This window comes from Photorhabdus kayaii (assembly GCF_025384895.1).
In the GTDB taxonomy this organism is placed as follows: Bacteria; Pseudomonadota; Gammaproteobacteria; order Enterobacterales; family Enterobacteriaceae; genus Photorhabdus; species Photorhabdus kayaii.
Window position 1 is genome coordinate 107,643 of record NZ_JAJAFZ010000005.1, and the last position, 17,732, is coordinate 125,374.

Annotated in this window: 17 protein-coding genes and 1 pseudogene; 9 read left to right on the top strand and 9 right to left on the bottom strand. The window is 41.0% G+C overall.

Annotated features, from left to right (window positions below):
* Positions 1-27 precede the first annotated feature (27 nt).
* Positions 28-1,155, top strand: a complete 1,128-nt coding sequence (gene rnd / locus LGZ98_RS03510) for a ribonuclease D (RefSeq protein WP_113040627.1) — start codon at positions 28-30, stop codon at positions 1,153-1,155.
* 142 nt (positions 1,156-1,297) lie between these two features.
* Here the strand turns inward: rnd and minE are convergent, their stop codons facing one another.
* Genes minE through minC form a run of 3 tightly spaced genes read right to left on the bottom strand, consistent with a single transcriptional unit; the run spans position 1,298 to position 3,090 of the window.
* A complete protein-coding gene (minE, locus tag LGZ98_RS03515) occupies positions 1,298-1,567 on the bottom strand; it encodes a cell division topological specificity factor MinE (RefSeq protein WP_112876035.1) in 270 nt (89 codons plus the stop codon).
* Between the two features lie 3 nt (positions 1,568-1,570).
* Positions 1,571-2,383, bottom strand: coding sequence for a septum site-determining protein MinD (gene minD / locus LGZ98_RS03520; RefSeq protein ID WP_113040626.1), 813 nt, complete (start codon positions 2,381-2,383; stop codon positions 1,571-1,573).
* Between the two features lie 23 nt (positions 2,384-2,406).
* Entirely contained in the window at positions 2,407-3,090 is a 684-nt protein-coding gene (gene minC, locus LGZ98_RS03525; RefSeq protein ID WP_112876033.1) for a septum site-determining protein MinC, read from the bottom strand.
* 144 nt (positions 3,091-3,234) lie between these two features.
* On the opposite strand from minC, the gene LGZ98_RS03530 reads away from it, so the two are divergent.
* From LGZ98_RS03530 to LGZ98_RS03545, 4 genes are all read left to right on the top strand, one after another.
* On the top strand, positions 3,235-3,507 hold the full coding sequence (locus tag LGZ98_RS03530; protein ID WP_113040625.1) for a YcgL domain-containing protein: 273 nt from the start codon (positions 3,235-3,237) through the stop codon (positions 3,505-3,507).
* Between the two features lie 61 nt (positions 3,508-3,568).
* Positions 3,569-4,225, top strand: coding sequence for a fumarylacetoacetate hydrolase family protein (locus LGZ98_RS03535; protein ID WP_113040624.1), 657 nt, complete (start codon positions 3,569-3,571; stop codon positions 4,223-4,225).
* Between the two features lie 23 nt (positions 4,226-4,248).
* Positions 4,249-4,680, top strand: a complete 432-nt coding sequence (locus LGZ98_RS03540) for a cysteine cluster protein YcgN (protein WP_112876029.1) — start codon at positions 4,249-4,251, stop codon at positions 4,678-4,680.
* A gap of 189 nt (positions 4,681-4,869) precedes the next feature.
* Complete coding sequence (locus LGZ98_RS03545) at positions 4,870-5,511, top strand: hypothetical protein (RefSeq protein ID WP_113040623.1); 642 nt, start codon at positions 4,870-4,872, stop codon at positions 5,509-5,511.
* Between the two features lie 68 nt (positions 5,512-5,579).
* Here LGZ98_RS03545 and LGZ98_RS03550 read toward each other — a convergent pair whose 3' ends face one another.
* The 3 genes from LGZ98_RS03550 to LGZ98_RS03560 form a co-directional block, all read right to left on the bottom strand.
* The gene (locus tag LGZ98_RS03550) at positions 5,580-6,200 is read right to left on the bottom strand and encodes a hypothetical protein (RefSeq protein WP_113040622.1); all 621 of its coding nucleotides are present in this window, start codon (positions 6,198-6,200) and stop codon (positions 5,580-5,582) included.
* Between the two features lie 323 nt (positions 6,201-6,523).
* Entirely contained in the window at positions 6,524-6,937 is a 414-nt protein-coding gene (gene hslJ, locus LGZ98_RS03555) for a heat shock protein HslJ (protein ID WP_113040621.1), read from the bottom strand.
* A gap of 21 nt (positions 6,938-6,958) precedes the next feature.
* Entirely contained in the window at positions 6,959-7,963 is a 1,005-nt protein-coding gene (locus LGZ98_RS03560; RefSeq protein ID WP_262977729.1) for a 2-hydroxyacid dehydrogenase, read from the bottom strand.
* 356 nt (positions 7,964-8,319) lie between these two features.
* Between LGZ98_RS03560 and LGZ98_RS03565 the strand changes: the two genes are divergently transcribed.
* Genes LGZ98_RS03565 through LGZ98_RS03575 form a run of 3 tightly spaced genes read left to right on the top strand, consistent with a single transcriptional unit; the run spans position 8,320 to position 11,480 of the window.
* Positions 8,320-10,947, top strand: a complete 2,628-nt coding sequence (locus LGZ98_RS03565) for a YdbH family protein (protein ID WP_262977730.1) — start codon at positions 8,320-8,322, stop codon at positions 10,945-10,947.
* Positions 10,944-11,141: a YnbE family lipoprotein gene (locus tag LGZ98_RS03570; RefSeq protein ID WP_011146401.1), complete on the top strand. Its 198-nt coding sequence runs from the start codon at positions 10,944-10,946 to the stop codon at positions 11,139-11,141. The genes LGZ98_RS03565 and LGZ98_RS03570 overlap by 4 nt, the downstream gene beginning before the upstream one ends.
* A gap of 12 nt (positions 11,142-11,153) precedes the next feature.
* Positions 11,154-11,480 carry a YdbL family probable chaperone protein gene (locus LGZ98_RS03575; RefSeq protein ID WP_113040619.1) on the top strand — a complete coding sequence of 109 codons (327 nt, stop codon included), beginning with the start codon at positions 11,154-11,156 and terminating at the stop codon, positions 11,478-11,480.
* Positions 11,481-11,558: 78 nt separating this feature from the next.
* Here the strand turns inward: LGZ98_RS03575 and LGZ98_RS03580 are convergent, their stop codons facing one another.
* A complete protein-coding gene (locus tag LGZ98_RS03580) occupies positions 11,559-12,161 on the bottom strand; it encodes an FMN-dependent NADH-azoreductase (RefSeq protein WP_262977731.1) in 603 nt (200 codons plus the stop codon).
* Positions 12,162-12,427: 266 nt separating this feature from the next.
* On the opposite strand from LGZ98_RS03580, the pseudogene hrpA reads away from it, so the two are divergent.
* Positions 12,428-16,159 (top strand): annotated as a pseudogene (gene hrpA, locus LGZ98_RS03585) (ATP-dependent RNA helicase HrpA); the annotation flags it as partial.
* 255 nt (positions 16,160-16,414) lie between these two features.
* Here hrpA and LGZ98_RS03590 read toward each other — a convergent pair.
* Both LGZ98_RS03590 and LGZ98_RS03595 read right to left on the bottom strand, forming a co-directional pair.
* Positions 16,415-16,552: a hypothetical protein gene (locus LGZ98_RS03590; protein WP_262977732.1), complete on the bottom strand. Its 138-nt coding sequence runs from the start codon at positions 16,550-16,552 to the stop codon at positions 16,415-16,417.
* Complete coding sequence (locus LGZ98_RS03595) at positions 16,503-17,036, bottom strand: hypothetical protein (RefSeq protein ID WP_113040616.1); 534 nt, start codon at positions 17,034-17,036, stop codon at positions 16,503-16,505. Before LGZ98_RS03595 ends, LGZ98_RS03590 begins: the two co-directional genes overlap by 50 nt.
* Between the last annotated feature and the right edge of the window lie 696 nt (positions 17,037-17,732).

The following is a 17,732-nucleotide window of genomic DNA, read 5'->3' on the forward strand; positions in this document are numbered from 1 at the left end:
TCCATGAATGGCTAAGAGAACTATGTTTTGAATTATCAGTTGATCACCACAGATGCTCAGTTGCAGCAAGTTTGCGAAGGGGCAAAAAAATACTCAAAAGTAGCATTGGATACTGAATTTGTACGCACACGGACGTATTACCCACAATTAGGTTTGATACAACTGTATGATGGCGAACAACTTTCTCTGATTGATCCACTTAATATCACCAACTGGCAACCTTTCCGTGAGTTAATTACTCATCCTCAAATATTGAAGCTGTTACATGCAGGCAGTGAAGATTTGGAAGTTTTTCTGAATGCTTTTCAATGCTTGCCGGAACCGATGATTGACACTCAGGTCTTGGCGGCTTTTATTGGGCACCCGCTTTCATGTGGCTTTGCCGCGCTGGTGGCTGAATATATCCATGTCGAGCTGGATAAAAGCGAATCCCGCACTGATTGGCTTGCCCGTCCGTTAAGTGAAAAACAGTGCGAATATGCAGCCGCGGATGTTTATTATCTGTTGCCTTTAGCGGATATCCTAATGACTGCAACAGAGCAGGCTGGATATATGGAGGCTGCGACGGGTGAGTGTCAACTTATCTGTCGACGCCGTAAAGAGATATTGGCGCCGGAATGTGCTTATAAACAGATAGGCAATATCTGTCAATTACGTCCCCAACAGCTTGCGTGTTTGAAAAAACTGGCCGCATGGCGTTTGAGTCAGGCCAGAGAACGCGATTTAGCCGTGAACTTCGTCATTCGTGAAGAAAACCTATGGCAGGTAGCGCGTTACATGCCAACTTCTTTGGCAGAGTTGGGTGCGTTAGGGCTAAGCGGGCAGGAGATTCGTTGTCATGGTCGTCGCCTATTGGCAATGGTCGCTGAAAGTGGAAATATTCCAGAAAGTGAATGCCCGCCGCCAATGACGAACCTGATTGATCAACCTGGTTATCGTAAAGCATTTAAGGATATTAAAGCGCTGATCCATCAGGTAAGTGAGCAGCATAGATTTAATTCTGAATTATTGGCATCTCGTCGTCAGATTAATCAATTACTCAGTGTTCACTGGAAATTGAAACAATTAAATGGCAAACCTGAACTGCTTAGTGGGTGGCGGGGAGAGTTGCTGGCTGAGCCAGTCTCAGAGATTCTGGCGAACTATCCTGATTAACCCATATCAGAGCCTTAGCCTGACGGCAGTCTAAAGCATGAGAAGGGGTTCCCGGTTAGGGGTTCCCCATCTCAGATTGCCACATAATTCGTTTGTGGTTACTTTGATGGCGGTAGTGATAAAACAGCACTGTTTACCCGCGTTATTTTTGAGGTTCTTCTACCTCAGGTAATGTTATATTCAGCTCCAGGACGGAAATATCATCACCTTTCTGCTCAAATTGTACAGAGAGCATATCTGGATCGACCTGTATATACTTACAGATTACTGCCAAGATATCCCGTTTCATATCAGGCAGATAAGCAGGTTCAGAATCACCGCGGCGACGCTCTGCCACGATGATTTGCAGCCGCTCTTTAGCGATATTGGCTGTCGTTTTTTTTCTCGACAGAAAGAAATCTAGCAAGGCCATGTTTTATCCCCCAAACAGGCGTTTTAAGAAGCCTTTTTTCTCTTCTTCAATGAAGCGGAAAGGACGTTCTTCCCCTAATAAACGTTCAACAGTATCTGTATACGCTTTTCCTGCATCAGATTCTGTATCCAGAATGACTGGTTCCCCTTGGTTAGATGAACGCAGTACAGATTGATCTTCTGGAATAACACCGATTAAAGGAATGCATAAAATTTCCAGAACGTCTTCCATACTCAGCATATCACCACGACTTACACGGCCTGGGTTATAGCGGGTTAATAGCAGATGTTCTTTAATGGGATCTTCACCCCGTTCAGCTCGTCGAGATTTTGAGGCCAGAATACCCAGAATACGGTCTGAATCACGTACGGAAGAGACCTCAGGATTTGTTGTGATAATGGCTTCGTCAGCAAAATAGAGTGCTATCAACGCACCACTTTCAATCCCTGCTGGGGAGTCGCAGATAATAAACTCGAAACCTTGTTTATCCAGATCAACTAAAACTTGCTCAACGCCTTCAATAGTGAGAGCGTCTTTATCGCGGGTTTGCGATGCAGGCAGGATATAAAGATTCTCGGTACGTTTATCTTTAATTAATGCCTGATTAAGCGAGACGTCTCCTTGGATAACGTTCACGAAGTCATAAACTACGCGGCGTTCACATCCCATAATCAGATCGAGGTTACGCAGGCCGATGTCAAAATCGATAACGACGGTCTTTTTACCTCTTTGAGCAAGGCCGGTAGCAATGGCCGCGCTTGAAGTGGTTTTGCCAACGCCACCTTTACCTGATGTAACAACAATAATGCGTGCCATGAAGTGATTCCTTATTAAAAGGGCTAGATTAAAGGTTCAATAGTTAATTCATTATTTACCAGGCTAAGTTTTGCGGCTTTTCCTGCTAATTCAGTTGGGATTTTATCGCCGAGCCAATATTGCCCTGCGATAGAGACAAGTTCAGCGTTTAAATGGGTGCAAAAAACCAGGCACTCCTGATCACCGGATGCACCAGCTAATGCCCGACCACGCATCATACCGTAGATGTGAATATTGCCGTCTGCAATCAATTCGGCACCGGCGCTTACATTACTGGTAACAATAAGATCACTGCCTTGGGCATAAATCCTTTGACCTGAGCGAACAGGTAAATTAATTACACGGGTTTTTTTAATCGCGGGTTCAGCCGGTTTATCTTCCTTTGCCGAGGTTTTTTGTTTTTTTCCTTCACTTAGTAGTGGTAAGGATGCTTTTATTACCGCCCTGCGTTGTTGCTCATCACGACAACCACTTATTCCGACAATACGGAATCCCGCTGAATCAATAGCGTAATGCAGTGCTTTCAGATCAGCGCTTGCCGGCAGAGCGGAGATATTAATGACAACAGGCGCATTTTTCAGGAAATCCGGTGCTTGTTCCACTTTTTCCTGTAGGGCCTGTAGAATGATTTCTGGTTGGTCATTGTGTAAATGAACAACCGAAAGCGTAAAATTACTGCCTTTTAGCTCAATTGGCGACTGTGACATCTATCCTGCCTGACTCAGATTCAGCAAATTTGAGATCCCCCCAGAACATCCCCTGGGATACGATATTTAGAAATACAATAAACATGTTATAATTACTGAATTATTCAAGCAAGTTGTGACCTGAATTTAAAAGAGTTTATTATAATGATTTGTACGATCTACAGCAGTCCGAAAAGGGAGCAAACATATCTTTATGTTGAAAAAAGAGATAATTTCTCTCGCGTTCCCGAAGAGTTACTGAAAAGTTTTGGACAGCCCCAATATACAATGACGATCTCTCTGGCAGACAGAAAAAAACTGGCAGGTGCCGATATCGAAAAGGTAAAAATATCGTTAATTGAGCAGGGTTTTTACCTGCAAATCCCCCCTCCGGTTGAAAATTTAATGAATGCACATCTGAACCAGATGGAAAAATAAGAAGAATCTAAGTGCTATAATTATGGGTATGTTGCCTAATAAACCAGAGTGAGAAACGAATATGTATCAACACAGAGACTGGCAGGGGGCATTACTGGATCTTCCTGTCAATAAAGTGGTTTGCGTTGGTAGTAATTACGCTAAACATATTAAAGAGATGGGATCTCAGCCAGCGGAAGAGCCAGTCATTTTTATTAAGCCGGAAACTGCACTGTGTGATATACATCAGCCAATTGCAATTCCAAAGGATTTTGGTGTTGTTCATCATGAAGTTGAACTGGCTGTACTGATTGGTACGCCGTTGAAACAAGCAAATGAAGAGCGAGTTGGCGCCGCTATCGCGGGTTTTGCTGTTGCATTGGATCTCACCTTGCGTGATTTGCAATCTAAATTCAAGAAAGCGGGTCAACCGTGGGAAAAAAGTAAGGCGTTTGATGGCTCTTGCCCGATATCTGGGTTTATTCGAATAAGTCATTTTGGTGATCCGCGGAATGTCCAGTTTTCACTGACGGTCAATAATGAGCTACGGCAGAACGGTAATAGTAACGATATGTTGACACCCATTGTTTCCCTGATCAGCCATATGTCGCACTTTTTCACTTTGCGGCCGGGAGATGTCATTCTCACTGGTACACCGGAAGGTGTTGGAGCACTGAAACCCGGTGATGTGCTAAAGGTTACTCTGAATGATAATTCACTCACTACCAGGGTGATTTGAATAATATAAGGAATAGTAGAGTTATGTCTCAACCTTTCTGGCAGGTAAAAACCTTAGATCAGATGACGGATGAAGAATGGGAGTCATTATGTGATGGTTGTGGGCAGTGTTGCTTACATAAATTGATGGATGATGATACCGATGAAATTTATTTTACTAATGTTGCTTGCAATCAACTCAATATAAAAACGTGCCAATGCAAAAATTACGAAGATCGTTTCAGATATGAACCGGATTGTATCAAATTAACCCGTCATAATTTGCCGACTTTTGCATGGTTACCAATAACTTGTGCATATCGTTTGCTTGAAGAAGGGAAGCCATTATTACCGTGGCATCCTCTGATTAAAGGTTCTAAATCAGCAATGCATAGCGAAAGAATTTCTGTTAGGCATATCGCTGTACGGGAAATTGATGTTGTGGAATGGGAAGACCATATTATTAATAAACCTTGATAATGATGTAACTAACTATAATTTAATAAATTATTTTCTGTGTTTCCTAAGTTGGGGGCTTGCTCTAGAACTAAGTTAACCAGTAGGCATATCCACCAAAAATGAACTAAAGGTTGATTGTATATAATTGCATCTATACTATTACCATTAGGTAATTGAACCTGTGGTCTATTATAGGAGGCATAAAGTATGCCAATACATGTGGGAAACATAGAAAAGATTACCAATGATTTCATCCAATTGAGTGAGTTAGAGTTCAATCGTGTTCTGTATGATGCTCTTGATTCCTCTGGTACTAATATTGTGCATGATGTGGATGAACTCATTTTTCCACCAGGTTACCGGTTGATCAGGGTTGATAACAGGCTAGATTTGGATGATATAGATGAGCCCTACTTTGAATTAGCGCTACTTAGTGACGAAACAAAAGAAGTCGTTTATTACAACAAAGTTATAATAATAAGTGACTTGGTGCTTAGCTGTCGTCTCGCTTCGCAGATACTTGTGTGGCGAACGAGGAAGCCACAACATAAAGCGGCATTAAGTGATTTGGCCGCTAAAATCTTTTTCCACTATCTGATTAAAACCTATGATGTTGTTGCTTCAAATATGAGTCAAATAATAGAAGGCACCTCTTTTTGGCAAGCCAGAATGTATGAGGCGTTACAGTTTGGGCTTTATGTTTACGGCTATGACGTTATGACTTGTGAATTAAGAAATATTTTAGCTGAAGATGATGTTAGTAAAGAGCAGAGTTGGTTGTGGGGTAATGTGGAATATTATATGGATAGACTGGCAATTATTTCCAGGATCAAACTGCCTAATAAGTAATTAATTTCCCCAGGTTATATCTGAGGTGAATATAATGGTTCGAACTAACTCGAACCATTATCAATTAATTAAAATGCACCGGAAATCCAAACATTAATTTTATCATAGAACGATTTAATTGATTCCCACGCTCTGCTTATCCATTCAGAGAGTTGCCTGGCTGCATCAAGTATAAAATTTGAAAGTCTGCCAAATAAACTGGAGAAGAATGCATTAGTTTTTTCCATAAAACTTTGTATTGCTGCTCTAGAGTTAGGAAATTGTAACCCAAATTGAATGGCTTTATCGTAACTTGTATCAATTTGTCTGTTGTTCTCATCTTTGGTTCTTTGACGAGATTTGTTCATGTTATCGATCCAGTCTTGGTCTGCGTTGTCTGGATCAGCGATAATCGCTTTCTGATATTTCTGTGTGCTATCAGTTACACTTGCCTTAGAAACGTTTGTTGTTGAATTAGCACCAGATTTCACAGAATCTTTCAATTCATCAATAATACCATCTATTTCCTTATTTTCGGTAATATCTATGCTTTCATATTGTTCCCCAAGCATATTTGCATATGCCTGGAGTTCAGGTGTCGATGGCATAAATGGTTCAATTTTAGAATCATTTAACATCCGTTTTGCGTGTTGGCGCATTTCGTTCATGAGGTCGATAAATTGAATATCAGTCAGTGCAATATTGGACATAAATTATTTCCTTTTATTTAGTTAGTAAACTATCTATTAAATGTAAAAAGTGTAAAACTCTTTATTTAAGTTGGAAGGAATAAGTTAAAAATAAGTTATATTATCTATATTTATTTATGTCGATTTTGGTTCTCCTATAATGTTTAAAAGTTTAATATCGGCGGTAAATTTATTGCTTAGATATTATATCTGGAAGTGCCGGAGAATAATTCCCGGCACCTAAAACATAAAACATTTGGATAAGCAGAGTTTAATCTTGAGTCCATTCAAGGAATTTCATTCTGCTAAATGTTTAATGCTAACTTTATAAATGATTTTTTTGATTACTGAACTTTATAAACCAATGTATTGTCGGGGTGAGATAGTGTCAGTTTTTGATCTTTCAACTTCACTTTAACGCCATCTGCTAACACTTGACCAATCAGGTAATCCCATCTATTTAATTTTTCATCAGAGCAAAGCATCTGAGTGCTGGCTAGGTTTTTAACGGTCAGTACACCATTTTTCAGTTTACCTTGACCCATAAAGAGATTACACATGGAACCAGAAATGTGCATTTTTTCCCCGAATTCAATGGTTGGTACGCGACCATCTTGATTTTTCACGCCTTCGCCATTAACGCTCACCAGAACAAATTTGTGACGTTGTAAATCATCAATTGACACGTTTTCTACCGCAGACGCTTGGAATGTGGCTAACAATAAAGTTGCTGTTGCCAAAGGTAGTATTTTTTTCATGTTTATCTCCTATATATTATTTTAAGGGTACTTACTAACAATATTTGGGCAATTTTTCCCATTGATTAATTGCTGGATATTTCTCAGCGTAGTTTCACTGATACTGGTTAAGGCTTCTTCTGTCAGAAATGCCTGATGACCGGTAAACAGCACGTTATGACATGAAGACAAGCGACGAAAAATATCATCCTGAATCACGTCATTAGATTTATCTTCAAAGAAGAGATCGCGTTCATTCTCGTAAACATCCATACCCAGAGCGCCAATTTTTTGTTGTTTTAATGCGCTAATGGCTGCGATGGAATCAATTAGAGCCCCTCGGCTGGTATTGATGATCATTACGCCGTTTTTCATTTTGCTGAAAGCAACGTCATTCAGCAGATGATGGTTTTCTGGTGTTAACGGGCAATGAAGCGATATGACGTCGGATTGTGCATACAGCGTATCCAGATCGACATATTGAGCACCGAGATTCAAAACAGCTTGATTGGGGTAGGGATCATGAGCTAGCAAACGCATACCAAATCCATTAAGAATACGTAGAGTTGCAATACCAATCTTGCCGGTTCCGATAATTCCCGCTGTGCGGCTGTGCATATTGAAGCCAATTAAGCCTTCAAGAGAGAAATTGGCGTCACGGGTGCGTTGGTAAGCTCGGTGGATACGGCGGTTTAAGCACAACATTAATCCGACGGTATGTTCAGCAACAGCTTCAGGGGAATAGGCTGGAACCCGTACAACTTGAATACCCAATTCTTCAGCTGCATCTAGATCGACATTATTAAAACCTGCGCAACGTAATGCGAGGATTTTTATATTCATTTCAGCCAATTCTTCGAGTACTTTACGGTCAGCATTATCGTTGACGAAAATACAAACAGCATCTGCACCAATAGCGTTTTTGGCAGTTTTTGAACTAAGAGGGAAATCGAAAAACTCGAAATTATAACCAAATCCGAATTTTTTATTGACCTGCTCCAGATGTTTATGGTCATACTGTTTGGTACTGTAAACGACTAATTTCATGGAATTATCTCCGCTATAATTTAAGTAGCTAATACATTGTTTTGGGCTTAAATTATTGCTGACGTAAAGGGTTAAATAAACAATAAATTAATTAACTCTATAAGTGTATTGCTTGTTGTTCCCCTATATGTTCAACATAATTTTCTTAATAATCAATGTCTTAGTTTAAGGTTTGTCTGCTAAATTATGGAATAACAATATACCCTATGGATTTCAAGATGGATCGCGACGGCAAGGGAGAGAATCCCCAGGAGCATAGGTAACTATGTGACCGAGTGCAGCCAACAAAGAGGCAACCTGAAAGATAACGGGTATAGAAGTAACCGATCTAAGGCTTAATAAGGAGAGGCAAGGATTTGATAACCAAAGGATTAAAAATATTCATTACCATACCTATTCTGTTGGTATTACTGATGGCGGCGGGATGGTTTTCGATTCCTCATTGGTTACCTAAGGTTACCGGTCACTGGTTACCTCCAGGTATGACGGTTTCATTGAAACAACCAGAATGGAAAAATGGAGTTTTGCAACTGGCTGATATTTCATTGCAGGTGAAGGATTGCAGGCTTATTCGTGTATCGCGATTATCTGTTAGTTACCCATATTCAGAGATAGATAACAGTTATCATTGGCAATTAAATGCCGCAGATATTAGTGGGGATATCAATTGTCTAAATCAGTTACCTGAATCTACACAAGGTCTTGTTCCATTGTCTGTTGCTGATATTTTAGCTCATATTCCACAAGGAAGTTTGTCCGTGGAAAATCTTTCTTTTCATCCTTGGCAAGATTTTGCTGGAAGACTAAAATTCAATTCCTCTTCTCAGGGGCAAAAACTAAGTTATCAGGGGAAGAAGGTTAAATTGTCAGCGCATATTTATGGTAAGGAATCGCTAGTTATTGACCAACTGGCAATTAAATTACCAGAACAGGAAATCAGCCTTAATGGTGAAATGACTTTACCTCTTAATATGGATAAACTCCCTCCTCATGGTGAAGTAAAAGGTAAAATTATTGCCAAGCAATATGCGTATCCGCTAAATATCAAGTTAGGTTGGCGAGGGAAATCCGGCAAACTTATTATCAGAGAAGAGGGGGCGACACTATCTTTGGCTGAATTACCTTGGCAGTTTAACCAAGAACAGCTTGATATTACTGATGGTAAATGGCGGTGGACTGGGGCGGGGCAACTTCTTGCGGGTGGCGTGAATATTAAGATTGCTCATTGGCAACAAGGGTTGGATAACCTGCTAATTAGTGGCCGTATAAATTTGGTCACTCAGGGTGAACGTGGTAAAGCGAATATTGTATTAACGATAAAACCGGGCCGGATAAACTCATTAAATACGCAACTTCCTTTTCAATTAACAGGTCAGATTAATGTGCAGGATATGATTATGGCTATGTCATTGCCTGCGATAATTAATGGTCCGTTGGTTAATCCGAAAATGACTTTCCAGTCAGGTTCGTTGTTTCGTGCTTGGGGGCGTTTGTCTGATGAGTTTATTGTTAAAGATGCCCGGTCACCGTTGGCGGGAACTTATCTGACACGTGAAGGTTTTACTGGTCGGTTACAGGCAATTGTAAATACACAACACCGTGACTGGGGAAAATTCCATTTGCATCTTGATGGTCATGCCGAAAATTTTATGCCGGATAAAGGCTATTGGCGTTGGAATTATTGGGGAAATGGCGATTTGCCGTCACTACAGGCTAAATGGGATATTGCCGGAAAAGGGCGCTGGCATGATACATTGATTAGCGTCAACGAAATGGCTACCGGCTTTAATGTGATTAAGCACGGCATGATCCGGGTGGATACGCCGCGTCTACAATTAACAAAACCATTGGAATGGCAACGTTCAGAGAAATCGCCCGCCTTTAATGGTGAGTTACGGCTGACAGCGAAGAAAACATCGTTTCAGTCCGGTGGCTTTTTGCCCCCTGCTGAGCTGACAGCAAAATTGACAGGAGAAAGCCCGAACAATTTTATTGTTAATGGTGATCTTTCATCAAGAAATATGGGTCCGATCCCTTTTTACAGTCGTTGGGATGGAGCAAGATTGCGTGGTGAAGCGCGTTGGCCTACTCAATCTTTACTCGCATTTCAGCCGTTGGTACCTAAAGATTTAGGGATAAACTTACGATCAGGTGATCTTTATGCACAGGCCGCTTTTTCTGTCACACAGGGGCAAGGTTTTGTTGCGGGTGGTCACTGGGTGGTAAAAAATGGCAGCATGTGGCTTAAAGATGGTGAAATCAGTGGGCTTGATTTTGTCTTACCGTGGCGACTGAGAGATAGTATCTGGCAATTTGGTGTTAAATCGCCGGTACAGCTACGAGTGAAAACGATTAATAACCTGTTTGTAATGCGTAACTTGACGGCGGATTTACAGGGATTTTATCCACCATCGGAACAAAAACCGCTGGAATTGACTAATGTGAATATAAGTATATTGGATGGACATATTAACCTAGATAAATTAAGGCTTCCTCAGCAGCATCCTGCTATTTTGACGCTTGATAAATTGGAGTTAAGTCGCCTTTTTACTGTATTGAAAGTTAAACAATTTGCGATGTCCGGCAAAATCAGCGGAAAATTGCCGTTGTTTATTAATAATGAACGTTGGATAGTTCAGCAAGGGCGGATTGCCAATATCGACCATATGACCTTACGTCTGGATAAAGACACGATAGATTCCATTAACAAAGATAATATTTCCGCTGGCGCCGCTATGGATTGGTTACGCTATTTAGAAATCAGTCTCTTACGGGCGCAAGTCAGTCTTGATAATTTAGGGGTTCTGACACTTAATGCTGAAATTCAAGGTGTTAATTCATTAAGAGATAAAAAACGGCAAGTCAAACTGAATTACCATCATGGAGAGAATATCTTTCACTTATGGCGTAGTTTACGGTTTGGCAACAATCTTGAAGATTGGCTACAGCAGAATATATCTGTATTAAATGGGAGTGATAAATGACAAAACAAACTGGAATGAAGCTGTTCTTACTATCAATGGGGCCTTTAATGCTGTCAGGTTGTATACGCCTTGAAGTGGCAACACCGGAGAAGCCCATTAATATTAATATGAATGTCAAAATTGAGCATGAAATTCAGATAAAAGTAGACAGGCAAGTTGAAGAGATGCTTAAGAATAACACGGGTTTATTCTAGGGGGTTGGCATTATGAAGAGAACAGGTACGGGGATATTGTTATTGGCTGGTGTATTGTTCAGCTCTTCCGTTGTAGGAATGACCCTGAATGAGGCAAAGCAGAAAGGGTTGGTCGGTGAAACTTTCAGTGGTTATCTGGCTATAGTGAAAACAGATAGTCAGGCACAAGCTTTGGTGGCAGAAATTAATCAAGCCCGTGAGAAAAAATACGCAGAAATAGCGGCTGGCAATAATATTTCTACAAAGCAAGTGGCTAAACTTACTGGCGAAAAATTGGTGAACAGAGCTGAACCTGGTGAGTATGTGCTTGGTATTAATGGTAAGTGGTTGAAGAAATAAAAGCGCGTCGAATGACGCGCAAAAGACAACAATATAAAAATATAGGCAATGTATGAATTAGGAACAAAAACGTGGCTATCAGGAAGCTATTGCTTGCAAAACTTCACGGGCGGTTTGTTGCGCTTGATTTACGGCATCAGGGCCTAATGCTACACCTTCGGTAAATACGAACTCTATATCAGTGAGCCCAATGAAACTTAGGAACAGACGCAGATAAGGCACTAACAGATCACTGGGGCCGTCTTTATGGATGCCGCCACGGCTGGTCAGGATGATGACTCGTTTGCCTTTTAGCAGACCTTCAGGGCCATTCTCGGTATAACGGAAAGTCACGCCAGCACGGGCTATCATATCAAAATAGCTTTTCAGTTGGGTTGGAATGTGGAAGTTGTACATAGGCGCAGTGATAACAATAACGTCATTATCCTGCAATTCCGCAATAAGTTCGTCAGATAATGCTAACGTCTCTTTTTGGCGAGCGGTCATTTCATTGCCACTCGGACGCAATGCATAAACCCGTTCATTATCCAGAGCAGGAATGGATTGTGCAGTCAGATCGCGTACTGTAATGCTGTCATCAGTATGATTGGCTTGCCACTTTTCAATGAAGAAATCGGCCATTTGGTTAGTATGTGAATGCTGCGCCATAATGCTGGATTTAAGAACCAGAACTTTACTCATGTTTATTCCTTAAAATTAACCTTTGATAGTTCACTTGTTAATCACGATATAGTTATTTTATGAGTTATTGACTTATGGTAACAGATCAATATTTAGAGAATAAAATTCAAATTTATTGAAAGACTTTTATCCACGTTGATATAACGTGGTGGAAATACTAGCTGAAATTATTGCCAATAAATAGGATGTGTTACTATATCGCCAATAAAAACTGGCTAATTAGCAAAGTAAGAAGTTACAAGGATCAATATAAGGTGAAAGAGTCTCAGAAAATCATTAACCGTCAGGCTGCTTGTCCAACGATCAAATATCCGGAAAACTTGCCCGTCAGCCAGAAGAAAGATGATATCTACAAAGCTATTCGTGACCATCAAGTTGTCATTATTGCCGGTGAAACCGGTTCGGGTAAAACAACACAGATCCCGAAAATTTGTCTTGAACTAGGTCGGGGAATAAAAGGACTTATCGGTCATACTCAACCCCGTCGATTGGCTGCTCGTGCGGTTGCCAATCGTCTGGCGGAAGAATTGGAAACCTCAGTGGGTTCTGCTGTTGGTTATAAAGTCCGTTTTAGTGATCATGTGGGCGATAACACGTTAGTTAAACTGATGACCGATGGTATTTTGCTGGCGGAACTGCAAAATGACAGGCTACTTAAACAGTATGACACGCTCATTATCGATGAGGCGCATGAACGCAGTCTGAATATTGATTTTATTCTGGGTTATTTGCGCCAATTACTGCCAAAACGTCCCGATTTGAAAGTGATCATTACCTCCGCGACTATCGATCCTGAGCGCTTTTCTCGCCATTTTAATCATGCGCCAATTATCGAAGTTTCTGGTCGAACCTATCCGGTAGAAGTGCGTTATCGTCCTGTCATGGGGGAAGATAATGATGGAGAGCGGGATCAGCTTGAGGCAATTATTGATGCTGTTGATGAACTCAACCGTGAAGGGCCTGGAGATATCCTGATCTTTATGAGTGGAGAGAGGGAGATTCGTGATACAGCAGATGCGCTGAATAAACAGAATCTGCGTCATACCGACGTATTGCCATTATTTGCGCGTCTTTCTAACAGTGATCAGAATCGAATTTTCCAATCACATACGGGGCGGAGAATTGTGCTGGCAACTAACGTGGCAGAAACCTCGTTGACGGTACCGGGAATTAAATATGTGATTGATACCGGGTATGCACGTATCAGCCGTTACAGTTATCGTACGAAAGTACAGAGATTGCCGATTGAACCTATATCACAGGCGTCGGCTAATCAGCGGAAAGGGCGTTGCGGACGTGTATCTGACGGGATCTGTATCCGGCTGTATTCAGAAGACGATTTCCTTTCTCGGCCAGAGTTTACTGATCCAGAAATCCTGCGTACTAACCTGGCATCGGTCATTCTGCAAATGACGGCAATTGGTCTTGGGGATGTCAGTGCATTTCCATTTGTGCAACCGCCTGATAAACGTAATATTCAGGATGGTGTTCGGCTTCTGGAGGAGCTTGGAGCTATTGACCAGAACACAACGGCTAAGAGTAATTACTGTCTTACATCAATAGGGCGACAGCTTGCTCAGCTCCCGGTTGATCCTCGGTTGGCGCGTATGGTATTGGAAGCTCGTCATCATGGTTGTGTACGTGAAGTGATGGTGATCACTTCTGCGCTATCTATTCAGGACCCAAGAGAGAGGCCACTGGAGAAACAGCAGGCTTCTGATGAGAAACACCGTCGATTTGCTGATAAAGACTCCGATTTTATTGCATTTCTGAAATTATGGGATTTTTTGAAAGAGCAGCAAAAGGCACTCTCCTCTTCGCAATTTCGCAAACTTTGCCGTCAAGATTATCTTAACTACCTGAGAGTCAGAGAGTGGCAGGATATCTATGCCCAGTTACGACAAGTTGTGAAAGAAATTGGTCTGTCGGTAAATAGTCAGGATGCAGATTACCGTGGTATTCATACTGCGTTACTTTCTGGGCTGTTATCTCATATCGGCCAAAAAGATACAGATAAACAGGAATATACCGGTGCGCGTAATGCCCGTTTTGCTATTTTTCCTGGTTCTGGTTTATTCAAGAAGCCGCCTAAATGGTCAATGGCGGCGGAATTGGTTGAAACCAGTCGCTTGTGGGGGCGGATTGTTGCGCGGATCGAACCTGAATGGGTTGAAGCGTTAGCCGGGCATCTGGTGAAATATCAATATAGCGAGCCGCACTGGCAAAAATCTCAGGGTGCGGTAATGGCTAGAGAAAAAGTCACTTTATATGGTTTGCCAATTGTGGCTAGTCGTCTGGTTAATTACAGCAAAATTGACCCAATGCTCTGCCGTGAGTTGTTTATCCGCTATGCGCTGGTGGAAGGCGATTGGCAAACTCGACATGCATTTTTCCGAGCGAATCTGAAATTACGTGAGGAAATTGAGGAGCTGGAACATAAATCCCGTCGTCGCGACATTTTGGTGGATGATGAAACCTTGTTTAGTTTCTATGATCAACGGATACCTCAGAGTGTGGTTTCTGCTCGCCATTTTGATCGCTGGTGGCTGAAGACAGGTAAAGAGCAACCGGACTTGCTTAATTTTGAAAAAAATATGTTGATCAAAGGCGATGCCGATAAAATCAGTGCGCTGGATTACCCTAATTACTGGTATCAGGGGGCATTGAAATTACGGCTTAGTTACCAGTTTGAACCGGGTACGCAAGCTGATGGTGTGACAGTTCATATTCCGCTGCCGGTGTTGAATCAGGTTAAGGATGAAGGGTTTGATTGGCAGATCCCCGGTATTCGTTATGATCTGGTTGTTGCGCTGATTAAATCATTGCCGAAACCGGTTCGTCGTAATTTTGTCCCTGCGCCAAACTATGCTCAGGCATTTATGGAGCGGGTACCTCAACCACAATCGACCTTGTTAGATAGCTTTGAGAAAGAGTTACGGCGGATGACTGGTGTTACGGTGTCACGTGATGATTGGCAGTTAGAGCAAGTCCCAGAGCATCTCAAAATGACATTCCGAGTGGTAGGAGAGAAGAACCGGACTATCGCTGAAAGTAAAGATTTATCTGCGCTGAAATTACGCTTGAAAGAGAAAGTTCAGGAAACACTTTCCGCTGTTGCTGATGATGGGATTGAACAGAGTGGGCTGCATATTTGGAGTTTCGGTGAATTACCGGGACGGTATGAGCAGAAACGTGGTGGTTACTCTGTTAAAGCATTTCCAGCGCTGGTGGATGAAAAAGAGAGTATCGGTATCAAATTGTTTGAAACCGAACCGGAGCAACAAATTGCCATGTGGGAAGGTACCCGTCGTCTGTTGTTACTCAATATTCCTTCACCAATTAAATACTTACATGAGAAATTGCCGAATAAATCCAAATTGGGACTCTATTTTAACCCTTATGGCAAGGTATTGGATTTGATTGACGATTGTATCGCCTGTGGTGTGGATAAATTGATGGCAGGGAATGGTGGGCCGGCTTGGAATGAACAGCATTTTATTCAGCTACAGGACAAGGTTCGGGCTGAGTTGAATGATACTGTTGTGGAAATAGCCAAGCAGGTGGAACAGATACTCACCACTATTTTTGCTATCAATAAACGTCTCAAGGGGAGAGTGGATATTTCATTTGCCTTGGCATTATCGGATATCAAAGAGCAGCTTTCTGGTCTGGTTTTCAAAGGATTTGTCACCACTAATGGTTGGAAACGCTTGCCGGATGTCCTGCGTTATCTGCAAGGTATTGAGCGCCGCCTTGAAAAATTGGCAATTGATCCGCATAGAGATAGAGCACAAATGGGGCGTGTCGAAAATGTTCAGCAACAGTGGCAGCAATGGCTGGCGAAATTATCACTGCAACAGAAACAGTTACCTGAGGTGCAAGAGATTCGTTGGATGATTGAAGAACTGCGGATCAGCTTGTTTGCTCAACAACTGGGTACGCCATATCCAGTTTCTGATAAACGAATCTTGCAAACAATGGAGCAAATTGCTTCCTGATCAAAGAGGACGGTCATATTCTAAACTGCGTCCAAAATTTTACATTTGTGATGCAGTTTTTTATAGATCAGCAAAGCCACCTATTCTAAAGGTGGCTTTTTATTTAGATAGACTATACCCGTCATCTTTCAAGTTGCCTCTTTGTTGGCTGCACTCACTCACCCCGGTCACATCGTTATCTATGCTCCCGAGGATTCGTTCCCTTGCCGTCGCGATGCATCTTGAAATCCATTGGGTATAAAACGAATGAGCTGGTTAGCAGGTACTTTCCGTATGTTTGGCTTTGTTAGCTTCAATGAAAGCATTAACCATAGCGGTTTTATTTTTGCGGTTACGAGCGTAGTCAGCCTGAGTTGCCTTCTTCTTGGTTGCTGTAGCACGTTTTAACAACATAATCGCCTCCTCCTAAATCTTCATACTCTAATATTAATCTTGACTGTACCTTTTGTAAAAGTCTTTCATAGGTTCTTTTATGAGAATCACTGTAACCACTAAAGTACAAGTAATGAACTTTAGATTCTTCAATATAATCCAGAATGTATGATATTAAAACATTAAAAAAGTAGTTATTTTCATTTCTATTGTAATGAACAGCTTTATCTATTTTATCAAATGGAGTCCTACCGTTTAATTCGTCTGTAGGGATTAATTCATAAGCTTGATCGAAAAAGATAATAGACACAGCAAATAAAATTTTGGGATTAACATCGTACACTTCAGCAATTCTTTCGGCTCCGACAACATCGTCAGTTAATGGAAAGAATACCAACCGAAAGGTTTGTGGTTTTTTGCCGTTAAAAGTGAATTCAATATCGTAACTGCTAATCTTACCGATTCCACCAATGGTTTTATTCTTGAGACTATGATACTTGGTCATTCTTTAACACTGTTGCTGTTTGAATAGTGGTTTATTATACCAAAATTCCTTTGTCACTATTCTTTCTAATTATCTAATATGCGAGCGGGTTCCAAATTTTATGTAGTTGCGTCATTCAGCTAATTGGGTTTCCACGCCCGGTCACAAATTTATCTGTGACGTATTTGACTTACCTGAACCTAAACAACACGTCAATAAAATTTATTGAAAATAATTGTTAATTGTGTTAGAAAACGCTATTTTTACCACTAATACTTTATTTCATTCTCATTTATGATGACATTATGGATTTTTTTTAAACAAGGTGTGCAAAATGCCATTCATCGCCATGTTTTTTATGTCAATTATAACGTTTTTCTTCTTAACTATATTAGTTAACTATTTTTTCATATTAGAACGAAATGTAAAAAAAACCATATGGGTATCGTTATTAATGGCTGTTATTTTCATATTCAGCCTCTTTGCCCCAACAATTCTTTATCAAAATATTTTCTAGTTGACAAATATATTTCATATAGTCGCTCATTAAATGATCGACTAATGGCTGTTTTATCGATTGTTTTTATTGACCAAGGCAGTGATCTTACGCTCTAATGTATTACTCTGGTAGTTGATAATAATGTTGATAAATATTATATACCCGTCATCTTTCAAGTTGCCTCTTTGTTGGCTGCACTCACTCACCCCGGTCACATA